We start from the raw sequence: 18,235 nt of genomic DNA on the forward strand, positions 1-18,235 counted from the left end.
TAATATGAAAACCGGTTCAAGAATAGCAATAGCTGCAGCCATGGTGCTGCTGCTAACAGCGTATTTTCTTCCTTTATGGGAGATTACCTTGTCCGCACCACAATACCCTGAGGGCCTGAGTATGGATATATGGCTGAATGGTATCACAGGAAACGTGCTGCAGATCAATGGGCTTAACCATTATATCGGCATGCAGCATATCGACCCGCAGAACTTTGCCGAATTTAAGATTGCCCCCTATGTGTTCGGGTTACTGATCCTGATCGGGTCGGTTGCTTCAGTAAAAGGCAGCAGAAAACTGCTGATTGGCTTGCTGGCGCTGATGATCGTTTTTGCCGCCGCCGGATTTATTGATTTTTACCTGTGGGAATACAACTATGGACACAATCTTGATCCTCATGCAGCCATTAAAGTTGAAGGCATGTATTATCAACCTCCGCTGGTTGGGTATAAACAACTTCTGAACTTCCTGGCAGGGTCTTTTCCTGCCACGGGGGGGATGCTGATCGGTCTGGCCGGAATAATTACCGCCGCTACATTATACATCGAAATAAGAAATGGTAAAAGAAATGAAAAAGAGAGGAATGATCGTGCTGCTGGCACTTTGGATCACCGCCTGCAGTCAAAAGCCTGAGGCCCTGCAATATGGAAAAGATGCCTGCGTACACTGTATGATGACAATTATGGACCGTAAGTTCGGTGCAGAGATCGTAACTTCCAAAGGCAAGATTTATAAGTTCGATTCTGCAGAGTGTATGCTGGGTTACATCAGCGAAAAACGTGGGCAGTTTGGCGATGCAGATACTTACCTTGTTGTAAACTACAAGTCAGGCGGTACACTTATGGATGCCCGCAAATGCACCTATATACATGACCAAAAGATCAGTTCTCCGATGGGCGGTAACCTCGCTGCCCTTGCTTCCGAACAAGAGGCGAAAACCTTTCTTGGCAACGGAAATGGGAAACTACTGACCTGGAATGAACTTGTTAAATAAAAGATTGCATGAAAAGGATCTTGCTCATTTGTCTTTTTGCCGTGGCGGTAACTGTTGCTTCGCATGCACGTACACTTGTAGTGGCCGTGAATACTGCCCTGCCTGATTTAAAGGCAGCTGTTGCTGAGGCTGCCGATGGTGATACGATCAAGGTGAAGAAGGGGTATTATTATTCGTACAATACACTTATCACCAAAAGACTGACCATCATTGGCGATGGGTATCCTGTGCTGGACGCAAATTATAAAGAAGAAGTAGTGACTATCCTGGCGAATGGTGTTACGTTCAGCGGCTTTGTGCTCAAAAACTCTAAAACCGGTTCGATGCGCGACTATGCTGGCATCCGGCTGCACAAGGTACACAATGTTACGATCAGTAATAACAGGCTAATCAATAACTTTTTTGGGATTTACCTGTCTGATTGCGATCATGTGTCTGTTATTGGTAATACAACCAGTGGCACTGGTACCGAGCTTACGGCCGGTAACGGCATTCATGCCTGGCAATGTCATGATGTTATCATTATGAATAATTATTCTACCCGCCACCGCGACGGTATCTACTTTGAATTTGTGAAAAAGAGCAGGATCATCAGTAATACCAGTGAACGGAACTTTAGGTATGGGCTGCACTTCATGTTTTCGGACGATGATCTGTATCAAAAAAACACTTTTCGCAATAACGGATCAGGTGTCGCGGTGATGTATTCCAAACGGATACGAATGTTTGATAATTTGTTTATTGAAAACTGGGGAAGCTCCATTTATGGTTTGCTGCTGAAAGATATTACCAGGTCTCAAATTGTTGGCAACCGTTTCGTTAGGAATACGACGGGTATTTATATGGAGGGTTGCAACCTCATGACGGCTAACAATAATACCTTCATCAATAATGGTTGGGCTATGCGTATACTGGCTAATTGTGAAAACGGCAGGTTTGAGCGGAATAATTTCGAGTCGAACTCTTTTGATGTGACAACCAACGGGGTGCTCAACCTTAATAAATTTGATCAGAACTACTGGGACAAGTATGAAGGTTATGATTTGAATAAAGATGGCACCGGTGATGTACCCTACCGGCCGGTTAGCCTCTATGCGCAGATAATGGAGCAAATTCCGCAAAGCGTGATGTTGATGCGGAGTTTTATGGTCAATCTTTTAGACAAGGTTGAACGGGCTATCCCATCTCTTACCCCTGAATCTGTTAAAGATATAAACCCTAAAATGAAACCATGGACACGTTAATTGAACTAAGCCACATTAAAAAGGCATTCGGCAAATTACAGGTGCTAAAAGATATTAGTTGTCATTTTGAAAGCGGCAACATTGTGTCTGTTTTGGGGCCAAACGCCTCCGGAAAAACAACCATGATCAAAAGTATACTCGGTATGGTTATTCCCGACGAAGGCGACATCCGGTTTCGCGGGGCCAGAGTCAACAAGACTTTTGATTACAAAAAATATATCGGCTATATGCCACAGATCGGGCGTTACCCGGATAATATGAAGATTGGCCAGTTGTTTGACATGATGCTTGATATTCGTAACTGCAACAAAATACCTGATACAGACCTGATTGAGGCTTACCGGCTCAAAAGTATGTACCATAAGCCTATGAGGACACTTTCCGGAGGTACCAGGCAGAAAGTGAGCGCCGCCCTTGCTTTTATGTTTAATCCTGACGTGCTGATACTCGACGAACCCACAGCTGGCCTTGATCCCTTTGCCACCGAAATTTTAAAACAAAAGATCCTCGCCGAAAAAGCAAATAACAGGCTTGTGATCATTACCTCACATATCCTTTCAGAGTCGGAGGAGTTGGCCGATACCGTGATGTACCTTTATGAAGGCAAGATCAAATTTTATGAGCCGCTGGCTGCGCTGCAAATGGAGACAGGTGAGCAGAGGCTGGGTAAAATATTGACCCGATTATTAACTGAAGAACATGTTTAAGATAGCCAAATATATTATTCTCGACATCATACGCAGTAAGGTGCTCATTGCCTACACGTTGTTGCTCGCTACCATTTGTACGGTGATCTTCCTGTCAGACAGCGATGTGATTAAAGGACTGGTAAGTATTACAACCATTGTGATGATCATTGTGCCGCTGGTCAGCATTATCTATGCAACCACCTATTATTTCAACGCCGCGGAGTTTACCGAATTGCTTGTTTCTCAGCCTATCAAACGCAGGGACATTTTATTGGGAGAATACCTCGGCATCAGCAGCTCTATCCTCGGGGCTTTTGTGCTCGGAGTTTGCCTGCCGGTTGCTTTGTTTGCACTCTCAGCTACGGGCATCACCTTAATGGTTGCCGGAGGTTTGGTAACCTTAAGTTTTACTTCACTCGCTTTCTGGGCTTCCACCAAAACCAGGGATAAATCAAAGGGGATTGGGCTTGCGCTAATGATTTGGTTCTATGCGGCCATTGTTTATGATGCCCTGGTGCTGCTGTTCCTGTTCACCTTTAGCGATTATCCGTTGGAAAAAGCCATGATTGTGCTCACGGCTTTAAATCCGGTAGACCTGGCAAGGATCATGATCTTGTTAGAACTGGATATTTCTGCTCTGATGGGTTACACCGGCGCGCTTTACCGACAGTTTTTCGGAAGCGGTACAGGCATTGCCTTCAGTGTTTCGATGTTATTTATCTGGTCTGTTTTACCCGTACTACTGGCGCTTAAAATTTTCTCCAAAAAAGATCTGTAAGATGTTCCGCCGTTTCACCGCCATATTACTCCTGTTCTCGGTGCTGGTTATGAACCTGAATTCGCTATGGCTTTATGCGGGGTTCCGGCTTAACCAGGATTATATTGCGGCAAAACTTTGCGCCAATAAGTCAAGGCCTATGCTACACTGTAACGGCAGGTGTTTCCTGAGCAAACAGCTTAAAAAGGCTAATAGTGAAGAGAAAAGCAACGAAAACCGAACCGCTAAAGAAATCATTTTTGAGGCTTATCATCACGGCGTGGATCAATTTACTGTACACATCAAACTGCTGGCCATTTTTACCTCCCTGGTAAGCTTCGCCCTGCTGCTTCGCCCGCTCGGAGCTATCTTTCGGCCCCCCGCTGCATCTTCAGTTCACCGCTACATGCTCTCCTGAGCAAATTCAATTTTGGTTTAACAAGAAGATGTTTAAAAATGAAATACTTTATCGTGTTCTGCTTTGCTATTGCTTTTACTTTACAGGCATCAGCGCAAAAAATACGGGGTGTTGTTGTCGACGCCCAAACCCAGGCACCCGTTGTTGGTGCCAGTATCCGTGTCAAAGGAAGCAAGCTGGGTACCTCTACGGATTTATCAGGCAAATTTATATTGGCGCATAAAAATAAAACTGATTCCCTGACGGTTAGCTGTACCGGTTATGGTACTTGCTGTATCAGGTGCGATAGCTCGCTTACAGTTCAACTAAAACCGGTGATTGCCGGCCTGGAGGAGGTGGTGGTAACGGCGGGCCGCCAGGAGCAGCCCCGCAAGGATATACCGGCTGCAATCAGCAAGATAAGTTCAAATGCCATCCGCGAAGCGCATGCAACTGCTCCTTATCAATTGTTGAATAAAGTTGCGGGGGTATATATGGTGAACCTCGGTAATGAGCAGCATACCATGGCCATCCGCCAACCGATTACTTACAATGCGCTTTACCTTTACATGGAAGATGGTATCCCGATCCGACCAACGGGCATATTCAATCATAACGCTTTGTACGAGATCAATACCGATGGTATCCGGGATATTGAGGTGATTAAGGGGCCAGCTTCGTCTCTATATGGCAGTAACTCAATAGGTGCGGCTGTTAACTTCAATACGGCAAAAGAATCCGTAACTCCGGCAGGGCAAATCAATGTACAGGGAGATAAATACCATTACCTGCGGGCTGGTATTCAAGGGGGGCTCACTGCAGGAAAAGTTGGGTTTTATATGGCAGGTTATGCCACACACCAGGAAAAAGGCTGGCAGGATTATACTGATTTTGATAAGTATTCGCTTTCTGCTAAAGTTAGCTATCCGCTGGGGGCCGACAGTAAGCTAACGGTATATGGTACCTATAATTATCTTAACACACAAACACCCGGAAGCCTTGATAGTGCGCGTTTCTATGACCGATCTTACAGTAGTAATCAGCGTTTTGCCTACCGCAGGGTGAACGCATTCCGGGCCAGCAGCCGTCTTGATCATAATTGGAATGATGATAATCACACCTTTCTAACGCTTTTTTACAGAAACAATTCCACCGGGCAATTACCCAGCTATTACATTTCTGATGTCCGCAACAATAAGGGCCAATACTTAAAGTCAACAGGTCAAATAAATGAGCTGAGTTTTTACAGCTTTGGCTTACTTGCCCAGCATACGGTAAAGTTAAATTTTATGCACTCACAATTGATCGCAGGCATTTACCTGGATAATAGCCCAAGTTCGTTTTATGCTAACTTCCTGAATATTAAAAAAGATATTGCTGCTCAATATTATACCGGTTATATCAACACTGATTCGCTGATTGATAATTATAAGATTCACCTTTTTAATGCCGCATCCTATGTACAGTATATGGCAGAGCCGGTTAAGCGGATAAAAATTACTGCCGGACTGCGTTATGACCTGCTCGTTTACAATTTTGACAACCAGCTGCCTCCTTTAAAAACCAAGTACAAACAACAGGAGCATAATCGATATGATGTATTGGCGCCCAAGCTTGGCGTAACTTATGACCTGCAGAAGGGGCGCGGCATTTATGCCAATTTCAGTATGGGCTTTCAGCCGCCTGAAACTAATACCCTTTACAATTCCAGGCAATTAACACCGCTTAAACAGGCCACTTACAACAATTATGAACTGGGCGGCTGGACATCATTGTTCTCTCAAAAGATCAGGTTTGAGCTAACTGCTTATTACTTGCAAGGGAAAGATGAGATCATCAGCTTGCTCCAGGCAGACAATACTACACAATATGCCAACGCTGCTGCTACTACCCACAAAGGCTTAGAGTATAACCTACTGGTTGGCTCCGTAGAAAGCCTTGCCTTTCGCATCGGTGGAACGTTTGCGTCCCATACCTTTAATAAATACAGTGAAATTAGTGGCGGAAAATCCATCGGCTATGACGGTCATCAAATGACCAATGCGCCAAAATGGATTGCTAATTCGGAGATTACCTGGAAACCCGCTTTTATCGCTGGCTTCAGAACTGGTGTTGAATGGCAACATTTGGGTAAATACTTTACAAATGCAGCTAATACCAAAACCTACAGTGGTTATGATCTTTTTAATTTACGCACTGCCTATCGCATCAGCAGAGGCAGCGCAAAGGGACTGGAAGTTTGGTTCAATGTAATGAACCTGACCAATAAGCTATATGCAACTACTGTTACTGGAAATAGCTATGGGGATACTTATACAGCGGCCCCTCCGCGCACCCTTTCATTAGGTATCAGTCATTCTGTTTCAAAACTATGATCATGAAAAGACATCGGTTTGCAAAAATTGTAAACACTGATTTTCAATTCAAGGCAGAATCGATTGACAATAATCTGTTTATTGATTGAAGCCATTGGCAGGGGCGGGATATGCCCAATATATGGACGGAAAAAAGGTGTATTAAATTATAAGCTTAAAGATTCGCTATTATACCTGAAAGGAAACGGTTATGACGAGGTTTGGAAAAGAGTGAAGTAAACCCGTGTGGCTATTATGGGTATGTACAATTAAACATTACGATATATCATTCATTATCGTGAAATCACGGTATATCAAAAAGCTTAAAAAAATATGTTAATTACAAATATTTGACTGTTAATTGCTTAACAAATGGCACGTGTTTGGTGTTATGGATAATAAATTACCACATCACTAACGCTAAACAACCCAAACATGTCAAAAAAAGTAGCCGAGCAACTTGTAGAAATGCTGATACAGGCCGGCATCAAACGTATTTACGCCATTACCGGCGATAGTTTAAACGAACTTAATGATGCCGTACGCATAACGCCCGAATTAAAATGGATCCACGTACGCAATGAAGAAGCAGGCGCTTTTGCAGCTTCGGCTGATGCGCAACTGAGCGGGCTTGCCTGTTGTGCAGGAAGCAGTGGTCCCGGGCATGTGCACCTGGTGAATGGCCTTTATGATGCTCACCGGTCAGGAGCACCTGTTTTAGCCATAGCATCTACCTGTGCTACTAAAGAGTTTGGCAGTAACTACTTCCAGGAAACCAATGTTATCAAGCTTTTTGATGACTGCAGTTACTATAACCAGGTGGCTGCCAACAACAAGCAAGTACCCCGTATGGCACAGGCGGCTATCCAAACCGCTATTCAGCGCAAAGGGGTTGGCGTATTGGGTTTACCGGGCGATGTGGCAGGGGAGGATGCTGTTGAAATCGACTCGTCGGTAAATAACTTTTTTTGCAAGGCCAACATTACCCCGGTATGGGAAGAGTTAGTAAAACTGGCCGACCTGATTAACCGATACCCCAAAGTTTGCATTTTTGGCGGGATAGGCTGTGCCGATGCTCATGATGAAGTGGTTGAACTGGCGGCACTGATCAAAGCGCCGGTTGGTTACTCGTTCCGTGGTAAAATGTTTTTGGAGCACGATAACCCATACGAGGTAGGCATGACCGGCCTGCTTGGCTTGCCTGCTGCGTATCATAGCATGCATGAAAGCGATTTGGTTATCCTGCTTGGCACCGATTTTCCTTACACGCCTTTTTATCCCCAGGATAAAAAGATAGTGCAGATTGACATTAAGCCCGAAAGCCTTGGTCGCCGGGCAAAACTAACAATGGGGCTTTATGGTGATATAAAATCTACAATTAAAGCATTGATCCCTTTAATTAAAGAAAAAACCGACAGCAGCTTTTTAGATGCGCAACTTCATGTACATGCTAAAGTAAAAGAGCAACAGCAAGCCTATATTAAGGATTTTGGTGAACATGATGCTATTCATCCCGAAGCCTTAGCCGCCATTGTAGACGAATATGCATCTGCTGATGCCATTTTTACCTGCGATACCGGTATGTGTAATGTTTGGAGTGCCAGGCATATCAGCGCTAATGGGCGGCGTTCTATGATCGGCTCGTTTGTTCATGGATCTATGGCCAATGCTATGCCGCATGCTATCGGCGCGGCGCTGGCTTGCCCCGAAAGGCAGGTTGTGGCTATGTGCGGCGATGGCGGTATTTCTATGTTGTTGGGTGACTTAGCCACTATTAAACAATATGATCTGCCTATAAAGATCATTGTATTTAATAACAGGAGCCTTGGCATGGTAAAGCTGGAAATGGAAGTAATGGGCCTGCCCGATTTTGAAGTGGACATGCACAATCCTGATTTTACCATGGTCGCGGAGTCAATGGGTATAAAGGGGATCACTATTAATGACCCGCAGGACCTTGAACAGGGCATAGCCGAAGCTTTTGCACACACAGGACCAGTTTTAGTAAATGTTTATACCGACGGAACCGCCCTTGCCATGCCGCCGCATATCGAACTTAAAATGGTTAAAGGAATGGCCGTCTCCATGACCAAAATGATGCTTGGTGGTAAATTTGATGAGGTTTTGGCTACCGTAAAAGGTAACTATAAGCATCTGCCCGAAATATTTGATTAATGGTGGCAATACGTATAACCGGGAGATGTATGCTGTTTATATCTTCCGGTTTTTATATCGATGACTTGATAGGAAAGCCTTTTTGACAATACCCGTCATAAGGTTAGCTATAAAAAGCAATTGCGCAGTCAGCAATACGGTTGTTGCAATAGTAATTATAGCGTTAATGTTGACCGCTTCCCGGATCTGACCATCGGTATAGTATTTATGCGGGCCGCGGATGGATAGCTGTGCGGAAAAATAAGAAATTATAATTAACGCAATCAATGTAACCAGCACGTGTCCCCATTTTAACCAAACTACAGGCAATATCAGTTCGGTTATTGTATAAATAACCCATAAGATAAAAAATATTAAGCCTATTAAGCGGCATAAATGAACTGCTGATACTACGAAATAAGTGTCATGAAGATTGATATCTATTGTTGCGGCAGTCGTAAAAAATGAAAGTATAATTGATAACAATGCCACAATCGCGAATATGTGCTGGGACGGGTTCTGATGTTGAAGAAAGGATAAGGTTTCAAGGCGGTATATATGAATAAAAAGTGTTGACTTACAATTTCAAATGCGCAACAATGTTATTGTCCCTGATCTGTATAAAATTAATATGCTCATCAGCCGGATCGTAATCGATACTTAAAACAAGGTTATCTATTTTGTAATGGTCTACCAGGAAGGGTTTATCCAGTATCGGCGAATCTCCGTGTTTGGTTTGCGTAAGTTCTCCTGCTTTTTTGAAAACGTCTGCGCGGGTATCGTCAAATGAAATCTCAAATGGGAGTACAACTTGCATACCCGGTTTAGGGTAAATATTCAGATGAGAGAATATCGGCCGGCCAGGTTCTAAAATGATCAACTCATCTTCATCAATAACAGCATCCTCATTGGTGAACCCCAAATCGATACCCAATATTTCAGATCGCATGTAATCGCTTTTTAAAATATTGTATGAGCTAAGATCAGTAAATGTATCCGCTAAAAATGCCTGGAAATTGTCATCATAAAGATAGGAGCCGAATTGATTTGTAAAATGGAGGTAGGTGAACATGCTATAATCTTCTGTTCTTAAAGCTACAATAAATTTTATAATGATGTGTCCCTGATATGCAACTCAACCAAATTTCCCTACTTTTAAGCCCGTAATGGAAGCAAAAAATAACAAGAAAACCATTTGGGCCTGGTGCATGTTTGACTGGGCCAATCAGTCATATAACATCGTTATCACCTCTACTATTTTCCCGGCATACTTTGTGGAGGTTACCAAGTTCAATTCAAAAAATACCCAAATGGTAACCTTTTTGGGGCACAGGTATGTTAATACGGTTTTATCAAATTATATATTGGGTTTGTCATATCTTGTGGTGGCCGCCATCCTGCCTATCCTTACTTCCATAGCCGATTACCGGGGCAATAAAAAATCATACCTGCAATTATTTACTTGGTTGGGTAGCCTGGCCTGCGCCGGTTTGTTTTTCTTTAAGCCTGGCGGTGGATTGGAAATTCCGATGCTTTGCTTTGGATTGGCTTCTATAGGTTATTGCGGTGGCTTTGTATTTTATAACTCTTATCTCCCTCAAATAGCCACGCCCGATAAGCAGGACGCTGTAAGCGCCAAAGGGTTTATTTATGGTTATGTAGGCAGTATTGTAGTGCAGGTATTATGCTTTATCGTAGTGCTTGAACCTAATTGGTTTGGCATTACCGACGACTGGCTGCCAGCCCGGATCTCGTTCCTGATGGTTTTTGTATGGTGGATAGGTTTTTCCATTATCCCGTTCCGCATGTTGCCAAAAGGCCAACCTAACGCCGGTAAACATAATTATAATGTACTTACGGGAGGCTTTAAAGAACTTGCCAAAGTTTTTGGCAAAGTGCGTAACATGCCGCTGCTTAAACGCTTCCTGGTATCGTTTTTCCTTTACTCTGTCGGTGTACAAACCATTATGCTGGCTGCGGCTAACTTTGCTGCCAAAGAATTGCACATGCCCGATGCTGCCCTGATCTCTATTGTGCTCATCATCCAGGTGGTTGCTGTGCCGGGGGCATTGATCGCCTCCAAATCATCGGAGAAATTCGGGAATGTGCGTACGCTGGTAGGTTTGGTGGCAATCTGGTCGGCCATTTGTTTGTATGCTTACTTTATCACCAATTCTACCCAGTTTTATGTGGCCGCGGTGATCATTGGCATTGTAATGGGAGGGGTACAATCTTTGTCACGCTCAACCTACTCCAAATATTTACCCGAAAACATCCCGGATACGGCTTCATATTTCAGTTTTTATGATGTTACCGAAAAGCTGTCGATTGTGGTAGGCCTGTTTTGTTTTGGCTTTGTGGAAGCTGTGACTAATGAGATGCGCGACTCGACACTTGCCCTTGATGGTTTTTTTGTGTTGGGCCTTATTATGCTCATCGTGCTGATGTTTAAAGAAAATAAACTTCGCAAACAGCGTGTTGAAGTAGAGGCCTAAACAATTTGGCGGCAGGCTTGTACTATCAATAAATAAAAACATAAGCCATGATCCACACAGTTAACCACAACGTTACCGGCGATAACGGCACACAGAGAAATATCATTATTGAGCCGGTACTGCATCAATCAACAAATCATGAATTAAATGCCACCGGCTTGTACAAACTTTATAAAGGTGGGGCCGATGGGGAAGCTACACTTTTTGAAATTCAGGAGATAGCTCCCGAAATTGGTGAAAGCAAGCCGCTGCTGGATGATAACAGAAATCCGGATTATTTAGGACAGATCAGGTTTGAGGGTGATGTTACTTCTAAATGGCATTATTCCGAAGGCACTTTATCGAATTATGAACAGCAACAGGTGGTGGAGTTTATCCAAAATACAAATTAGTTAGTTTTTCTTTTTTCCTGCTGACATAGGGCTGTCACCATGGTGTGGTTACTTTGTATTGTAATCAAAAACAAAACTCAAAGCAATGGAAACTAACACAAATCAACAGTCAACAGAAACTGCAGCAGCATCTGTTTATACACCCGATCAACTTTTACAAAGCTGGCTTGGCCAGCGCCGGGTAACCCGCAGGGTTATAGACGCTTTTCCGGAGGAAGCCTTATTTAATTATTCGATAGGTGGTATGCGCCCCTTTGCCGATATGGTTAAAGAGTTTATTAGTATGGGCGGGCCTTGTGTAAGAGGTGTTGTAACAGATAACTGGACCCCAATTGCAGGTCTGGATCACCATACAGGTAAAATAGCAGCGGCTACAAAGGCCGAACTGCTGCAACTTTGGGATGAGGCCACTGAGGAAATAAAAACCTATTGGCCCCAGATTACGCCTGAGCGTTTCCAGGAAACAGTACTGGCATTTGGCCAATACGAAGGATTAGTCAATTATATTTTACAGTACGTTATTGATAACGAGATCCATCACCGCGGCCAGGGCTATGTTTACCTTCGCACTTTGGGTATTGAGCCACCCGCGTTTTATGACAGGAGCTAAACCCGTTTTATAAAAAATAATCAAGGCTTTCCGAAAGGGAGGCCTTTTTTTATAATTGCCCCGGGCCAATATTGGCGTTTTTATATCTTTAACGAAGTGGTTACTTCAAATTTTAATAATGGCAATTATCCGCTCTTTTGCTCTTTTTTTGCTGGCCGGTTTATTTGAAATAGGCGGCGGCTATTTGGTTTGGCTTTGGTTAAAAGAAGGTAAGCCGCTTTGGTTTGGTATAGCGGGCGGGGTGATCCTGGCGCTTTATGGTATAGTAGCAACGTGGCAAACCGCCAATTTCGGCAGGGTGTATGCGGCTTATGGCGGTATTTTTATTGTACTGGCATTAATCTGGGCCTGGAAGGTGGATGGATTTAAGCCCGACCGTTATGATATTATCGGTGCTTTGATTGCATTGGTAGGCGCTTGTATCATTGTTTATGCACCGCGAGGACATTGATAAGTACTATTGTTGCACTTTTTTGCAGTTTCTAAAATTTGCATACATTTAGTGAGCAAATGGAAAATAAAAACAACAAAAAGACCATCCGCGCCTGGGCTTTCTTTGATTGGGCCAACTCAGCGTATAACCTTGTCATCACTTCAACCATTTTTCCGGCTTATTATGTAGCTATAACTACCAATCATGCCAATGGCGACAGGGTTAACTTTTTTGGTAAAAGCTTTGTAAATACAGCACTTTCAGATTATGCTTTATCGGCCGCTTACCTGGTAATGGTATTGCTGCTGCCCATATTGTCATCAATAGCCGACTATAAAGGCAATAAGAAGATCTTCATGATGTTTTTTACCCTGCTTGGTTCGGCAGCCTGCTGCGCGTTGTTCAACTTTGACAAAGACCACCTGGAGTTAGGTATCATTTGCTTTGCGCTGGCGGCTATAGGTTATAGTGGTGGCTTTGTGTTTTACAATTCATACCTGCCCGAAATTGCCACTGTTGATATGCAGGATAATGTGAGTGCCAAAGGTTTCACCTATGGTTATATCGGCAGCGTACTGCTTCAGCTTATTTGCTTTTTATTTGTGCTGAAAGGGGAGTGGTTTGGTATTGTTGACAAAACCTTCGCGCCCCGATTGTCGTTTTTGCTGGTAGGCTTATGGTGGATAGGTTTTGCTATGATCCCCTTCAGCGTATTGCCTAAGGGCAGCCCAAATGCGCAAAGCCACAATCATCATATTATAAAAGGCGGTTTTATCGAATTAGGGCACGTTTGGAAAAAGGTTAAGGAAATGCCGTTGTTAAAAAGGTTTTTACCGTCATTCTTTTTTTATTCCATGGGAGTGCAAACCATTATGCTGGTGGCAACCGGTTTTGCTGCTAAAGAGCTTAAAATGGAAACTCCGCAGTTGATCACTATCATTTTAATTATTCAATTGGTAGCTATTTTGGGCGCTACGCTGATGTCGCGCCTGTCGGGTAAATATGGTAACGTAAGGATTTTAATTAGTGTGGTGATCCTGTGGATCGCGGTTTGTATAGCTGCTTACTTTACCTATACACAAACACAGTTTTACATCATAGCAGTGGTGGTTGGTTTGGTGATGGGCGGTATCCAGTCCATGTCGCGCTCAACGTATTCAAAATATCTGCCCGAAAATATCCCCGATACGGCATCTTTCTTTAGTTTTTATGATGTTACCGAAAAGCTGGCCATAGTAGGCGGGGTATTTAGCTTTGGTTTTTTTGAAGAAATAACCGGCAGTCCGCGAAACTCGGTTTTGGTACTGGGTGTATTTTTCATTGTTGGCTTAGTTTTGTTGTTTTCTTTGCTGAGGGCTGAACGAAACGTCAATAAAAATTTGGATTTTAGCGCCCGTTAACTAATTTGTGCCGATGAAGGTTGAATTGTTTATACCGTGTTTCATAGATCAGTTGTTTCCGGCAACTGCTTTTAATACCGTAAAATTGTTGGAGAAAGCAGGCTGCAAGGTTAGTTATAACCCGGCGCAAACCTGCTGCGGTCAGCCGGCTTTTAATGCTGGTTTTTGGGATGATGCCAAAGAGGTGGGAAGCAAGTTTTTAAGCGATTTTTCGGAAGACAGTGTTATTGTTTCGCCTTCGGCTTCATGCACCGGAATGGTGAAGAATTACTATAACGATCTGTTTACCAATACGGCTGTTCACAATAAATGCAGAGCCATTCAAGGGAATATCTACGAACTGTCCGACTTTTTGGTGAATATCCTGGAGTTTGATTATTTCGGCGCCGAGCTTGATGGCAAGGCCGTTTATCATGATAGCTGTGCCGGCCTGCGCGAGTGCAAAATAAAGGATGAGCCGCGCCAACTGCTCTCCAAGGTACTTGGCCTCGAACTGCTTGACCTGAAAGACGGTGAAACCTGCTGCGGTTTCGGCGGTACATTTGCCGTTAAGTTTGATGGCATTTCAACCGCGATGGCGCAGCAAAAGGTTAATAATGCCCTTGATGTTGGTGCGGAATACATCATATCTACTGATGCCTCATGTTTAATGCACATGCAGGGGTACATCGATAAAAATAACCTGCCTATCCAAACCATGCACATTGCCGATGTTTTGGCTTTGGGCTGGGGGAATGTGTAAGAAGCAGCTATTCTTTGATTAGTTTCAACTTCAAGGTATCATCATATACTTTGGTATCCCATTGCATTTGCTTACCGTTGTAGTTGCTGATCTTTACCTTTGTTGTATCTCGTTTTGTACCTCCGTCAAAAACAATGTCGAACTTTTTTTCTCCTGTCTGGTATATGTATTGACCAAACCATGCGCGGTTAGCCTCAAAAACATAAGGGTTGGCACAAAATGCAATCCGGCCGCCGTCTTCTATATAAACGTAGCACCAGTTTTGCGCACCGTTCATCCATTCGTTTTTACCCACGAGTTTGCCGTTCCTGATAAGCTCATCTATTTTCCATTTTCCTGTAAGGGCCGATGGAGGGACGGCTGCTACATAACGGTAAATACTATAAAACGCAAGACCGATTACTAAAAGTTTTAAAACTGGTTTTGCAAAACTTAGCCTTAAGGGCGGTATTGTTACGTCTTTAAATAAAACAGGTTTAATATCCGGCCATCGTAGTAGTAAAAGGTATAACAATCCGGTAGTTATAATGATTGAGTTCATAAATGCCCCCACGGCTATATTATAAAAAGCATTGATTAGTACAATGTTTAACATTATGGGTAATAATATGCAGGTGCCCAGCAAGGTAGTACGCCTGAATAAAAGCATGATGGCGCCACCAATCTGAAGTAAACCGAGTATGACCGCGAAAGTGTAAGAGTGGCCAAAATAATTCCAGGTGAGGTCGAAGCCGTTTAACTTGCCTACAGGCGTGTTATCCCTCATGTAAACGTGTCCAAACTGTGTTTTCAGGATCTTGGCAAAGCCATAAGCCGACACTTGGAAGGCAAGGAAGTACCGCATAACGCCCCGCAGAAACGCGTGCCTTATTCCTGAATTAAATCCTTCCTTTTTACTTTTTTGATGCCAATAAATGGAATAAATCACCGAAAGGATGCATATTCCAATAATGATCCAGGTGAAAGTCATCGCGAAGGACAGGTCACCAAAAGAACTAAACAGCTTATAAAGCAAAGTGCCCCACATTATCATTAAACAATCGTAGATAGCTACGAGCAGATACAGGCATTCAAGGAACTTGGCAAACCAATAGGAGCGGGGTGTGGTATTCATAGCTTATTTGCGTTCAATATCCAGGATAGATCCTTCTTTGGCCATCTCTACAAGAAATGGTTTGGCAATACCTTGCTGGGCGTTATCATAGGCGGTATCACCCTTTGCCGCGATATCATCAAGGCCCTCTTCACGGTCCGATTCATATTTGTTTAAGGCCAGGTAAACAGAATCGCCGGAAACCTTATTTACCCTGTAAAGGGTATAGTGATCGTTTTTAAGTTTGATATGAAATATATCGTTCTTTTGTGGCGATAAAACCCATTGGTTTACTTTTTTTGCTTTCTGCTTTTCGCTGATATAAAAAAATATCGAACCAATAACGATCAGGAAACAGCCTGCAAATGTCCACACAGGTATTGTAGTTTGAGATTTTATATTATCATAGCTTAATTTAAGCGAGGCGGGCATTTCCTTAAGCTTCAAAACCTGCCTGCAATGGAGGCATTGGGATACGCCTGTTTTACCTATCGGGAAAAACGGGATCCAGAAAATATGCGCCCAGCGTTGAAATACATTCATCTGGATACTGTTGGTTGTATTGCAGTTTGGGCAGATGTCGCTTGTTATTTCAGCTTTTAATAGTTTCGCTTTGGTGCCGTATATGATCATGGTATGGGTGGTTTAGGGTTTACGTTTATCCGCACTGAAAATAGGTAAATTACCAGGATTATGAAAATACCGGGACTATAAAGAGGCTCTTGTTTATAGAAAAACTAAAGCAACGATGGTGGCACTGTTTTGTCAGCGGGTATTGGCAATAGGCCCTGCAGGTTAAAAAAACTCAAAAAAATATCAAAAAAAAGCCGAAAATAAATGCACGTTCTTAAGTGTTGATTTCGTACTCCTTAAAGTTTTAATTGTTGATAATCAAATATTTATCGATGTTTCAGGTGAAATGTTAAAGCTTTGATTATCAATATGTTTCATAAAAAGCATGTTTTGCGTTTCAGTCTCAAAAAATGGGACATTTTAAAAAATCGGCAAAGACAAAACCAATTTTATTTGGGGAATCGCGATTTTGGGACACCCATAATTTTACAATTACTTTTTACCTTGAAGTGAAATTGCTGAAATAGGCATTTCTTTAAAAAACATTATCTTTGCCGATTGAAATGAACAAGAAAGTCGCTTTTTACACTTTAGGCTGCAAGCTGAATTATTCAGAGACCTCATCCATTGGTCGGCTGTTTAACCAGGCCGGTTATGATACGGTAAATTTTACCGAAACACCGGATGTTTTTGTGATCAATACCTGCTCGGTAACTGACAATGCCGATAAAAAGTGTAAGAAGATCGTTAAAGAGGCCCTTAAGATTTCGCCTAACGCCTATGTAACTATAGTAGGTTGTTACGCGCAGCTAAAACCACAGGAAATTGCCGAAATTCCGGGTGTTGACATGGTGCTTGGCGCTGCCGAAAAATTTCAGATAGTTGACCATATTACCGACTTAACCAAAAGGCCAAAGGCGCTGGTGCTTAATCAGCCGGTTTCTGAAGCTAATGAGTTTGTTCCCGCATATTCTTTTGGCGACCGTACCCGTACTTTCCTGAAAGTGCAGGACGGTTGCGACTACTCTTGCACCTTTTGTACCATCCCTTTGGCCCGCGGCACAAGCAGGAGCGATACTATTGAAAACGTTGTTGCTCAGGCAAAACAAATTGCTGAGTCGGGCGTAAAAGAAATTGTGCTTACCGGCGTAAACCTTGGCGATTTCGGGATCCGGAACGGTAAACGCGAAGACAAGTTTTTTGATTTGGTTAAGGCCCTTGATGAGGTAGAAGGGATCGACCGTTTCAGGATCTCATCCATAGAACCTAACCTGCTTACCGACGAGATCATCGCTTTTGTAGCTGCTTCAAAACGTTTCGTACCGCATTTTCATATCCCGCTGCAATCGGGTTCGGATAAGATCCTGGGCTTGATGCGCCGCCGTTACAAACGCGATTTGTATGTTAACCGTGTTGCCAGGATAAAAGAGCTGATGCCCGATTGCTGCATTGGCGTGGATGTTATTGTTGGTTTCCCCGGCGAAACAAGGGAGGATTTTATCGATACCTATAACTTCCTCAACGAACTTAATATATCGTACCTGCACGTATTTACTTATTCGGAAAGGGAAAATACTTTGGCCGCTCAGATGACGGGCGCGGTACCCGGCTCGGCAAGGGGCGAGCGGAGTAAAATGTTGCATATCCTGTCGGATAAAAAACGCCGTGCTTTTTATGAAAACCAACTCGGTAAAAACCAGGAAGTTTTGTTTGAGGGTGATATCAAAGATGGCTTCATGCACGGCTTTACCCGTAACTATGTAAAGGTACGTACCAAGTATGATCCTGTACTGGTTAACGAATTGAAAACGGTGCACCTAACAAATATTTCACCTGATGGTGATGTTGAAATAACAGAAGGCGAAGAAATATTAGTGCATTAAATTCTATATTCGCCTTAAAATATA

At 43.1% G+C, this 18,235-nt stretch carries 19 protein-coding genes; 15 read left to right on the forward strand and 4 right to left on the reverse strand.

Features of this window, described 5'->3' with window-relative positions; all coding sequences use genetic code 11:
- Positions 1-4 precede the first annotated feature (4 nt).
- The 8 genes from IEX80_RS02450 (at position 5) to IEX80_RS02485 (ending at position 8,611) form a co-directional block, all read left to right on the forward strand.
- Positions 5-634: a hypothetical protein gene (locus IEX80_RS02450; protein WP_188831825.1), complete on the forward strand. Its 630-nt coding sequence runs from the start codon at positions 5-7 to the stop codon at positions 632-634.
- Positions 570-995 (forward strand): nitrous oxide reductase accessory protein NosL, encoded by a 426-nt coding sequence (locus IEX80_RS02455; protein ID WP_176624378.1) that lies wholly within the window; start codon positions 570-572, stop codon positions 993-995. Before IEX80_RS02450 ends, IEX80_RS02455 begins: the two co-directional genes overlap by 65 nt.
- 8 nt (positions 996-1,003) lie before the next feature.
- Entirely contained in the window at positions 1,004-2,239 is a 1,236-nt protein-coding gene (locus IEX80_RS02460; protein ID WP_188831826.1) for a nitrous oxide reductase family maturation protein NosD, read from the forward strand.
- Positions 2,227-2,946: an ABC transporter ATP-binding protein gene (locus IEX80_RS02465; protein WP_188831827.1), complete on the forward strand. Its 720-nt coding sequence runs from the start codon at positions 2,227-2,229 to the stop codon at positions 2,944-2,946. The genes IEX80_RS02460 and IEX80_RS02465 overlap by 13 nt, the downstream gene beginning before the upstream one ends.
- Positions 2,939-3,706: an ABC transporter permease subunit gene (locus IEX80_RS02470; RefSeq protein WP_188831828.1), complete on the forward strand. Its 768-nt coding sequence runs from the start codon at positions 2,939-2,941 to the stop codon at positions 3,704-3,706. Before IEX80_RS02465 ends, IEX80_RS02470 begins: the two co-directional genes overlap by 8 nt.
- A gap of 1 nt (position 3,707) precedes the next feature.
- Positions 3,708-4,103 (forward strand): hypothetical protein, encoded by a 396-nt coding sequence (locus IEX80_RS02475; RefSeq protein ID WP_188831829.1) that lies wholly within the window; start codon positions 3,708-3,710, stop codon positions 4,101-4,103.
- 38 nt (positions 4,104-4,141) lie between these two features.
- A complete protein-coding gene (locus IEX80_RS02480) occupies positions 4,142-6,457 on the forward strand; it encodes a TonB-dependent receptor (protein ID WP_188831830.1) in 2,316 nt (771 codons plus the stop codon).
- A 414-nt stretch (positions 6,458-6,871) separates the two neighbouring features.
- Positions 6,872-8,611, forward strand: coding sequence for a thiamine pyrophosphate-dependent enzyme (locus IEX80_RS02485; protein ID WP_188831831.1), 1,740 nt, complete (start codon positions 6,872-6,874; stop codon positions 8,609-8,611).
- A gap of 36 nt (positions 8,612-8,647) precedes the next feature.
- On the opposite strand, the gene IEX80_RS02490 is transcribed toward IEX80_RS02485, so the two are convergent.
- Positions 8,648-9,082 carry a hypothetical protein gene (locus IEX80_RS02490; protein WP_176624390.1) on the reverse strand — a complete coding sequence of 145 codons (435 nt, stop codon included), beginning with the start codon at positions 9,080-9,082 and terminating at the stop codon, positions 8,648-8,650.
- Between the two features lie 85 nt (positions 9,083-9,167).
- Positions 9,168-9,662, reverse strand: coding sequence for a hypothetical protein (locus IEX80_RS02495; protein ID WP_176624392.1), 495 nt, complete (start codon positions 9,660-9,662; stop codon positions 9,168-9,170).
- Positions 9,663-9,756: 94 nt separating this feature from the next.
- Here IEX80_RS02495 and IEX80_RS02500 point away from each other — a divergent pair, with 94 nt between their 5' ends.
- From IEX80_RS02500 to IEX80_RS02525, 6 genes are all read left to right on the forward strand, one after another.
- Complete coding sequence (locus tag IEX80_RS02500; protein ID WP_176624394.1) at positions 9,757-11,085, forward strand: MFS transporter; 1,329 nt, start codon at positions 9,757-9,759, stop codon at positions 11,083-11,085.
- 47 nt (positions 11,086-11,132) lie between these two features.
- A complete protein-coding gene (locus IEX80_RS02505) occupies positions 11,133-11,477 on the forward strand; it encodes a hypothetical protein (protein WP_188831832.1) in 345 nt (114 codons plus the stop codon).
- Between the two features lie 85 nt (positions 11,478-11,562).
- On the forward strand, positions 11,563-12,087 hold the full coding sequence (locus IEX80_RS02510; protein WP_176624396.1) for a DinB family protein: 525 nt from the start codon (positions 11,563-11,565) through the stop codon (positions 12,085-12,087).
- Between the two features lie 118 nt (positions 12,088-12,205).
- A complete protein-coding gene (locus IEX80_RS02515) occupies positions 12,206-12,538 on the forward strand; it encodes a YnfA family protein (RefSeq protein WP_175489927.1) in 333 nt (110 codons plus the stop codon).
- Between the two features lie 59 nt (positions 12,539-12,597).
- On the forward strand, positions 12,598-13,920 hold the full coding sequence (locus tag IEX80_RS02520; RefSeq protein ID WP_090525248.1) for an MFS transporter: 1,323 nt from the start codon (positions 12,598-12,600) through the stop codon (positions 13,918-13,920).
- A 13-nt stretch (positions 13,921-13,933) separates the two neighbouring features.
- Positions 13,934-14,662 (forward strand): (Fe-S)-binding protein, encoded by a 729-nt coding sequence (locus tag IEX80_RS02525; RefSeq protein WP_090525250.1) that lies wholly within the window; start codon positions 13,934-13,936, stop codon positions 14,660-14,662.
- Positions 14,663-14,669: 7 nt separating this feature from the next.
- Here the strand turns inward: IEX80_RS02525 and IEX80_RS02530 are convergent, their stop codons facing one another.
- Positions 14,670-15,776 carry a hypothetical protein gene (locus IEX80_RS02530; protein WP_188831833.1) on the reverse strand — a complete coding sequence of 369 codons (1,107 nt, stop codon included), beginning with the start codon at positions 15,774-15,776 and terminating at the stop codon, positions 14,670-14,672.
- A gap of 3 nt (positions 15,777-15,779) precedes the next feature.
- The gene (locus tag IEX80_RS02535) at positions 15,780-16,388 is read right to left on the reverse strand and encodes a hypothetical protein (RefSeq protein ID WP_188831834.1); all 609 of its coding nucleotides are present in this window, start codon (positions 16,386-16,388) and stop codon (positions 15,780-15,782) included.
- Between the two features lie 503 nt (positions 16,389-16,891).
- Between IEX80_RS02535 and mtaB the strand changes: the two genes are divergently transcribed.
- Positions 16,892-18,211, forward strand: a complete 1,320-nt coding sequence (gene mtaB / locus IEX80_RS02540) for a tRNA (N(6)-L-threonylcarbamoyladenosine(37)-C(2))-methylthiotransferase MtaB (protein ID WP_188831835.1) — start codon at positions 16,892-16,894, stop codon at positions 18,209-18,211.
- Positions 18,212-18,235 lie beyond the last annotated feature (24 nt).

The sequence above is a fragment of the Mucilaginibacter rubeus genome (assembly GCF_014643835.1).
Classification (GTDB): domain Bacteria; phylum Bacteroidota; class Bacteroidia; order Sphingobacteriales; family Sphingobacteriaceae; genus Mucilaginibacter; species Mucilaginibacter rubeus.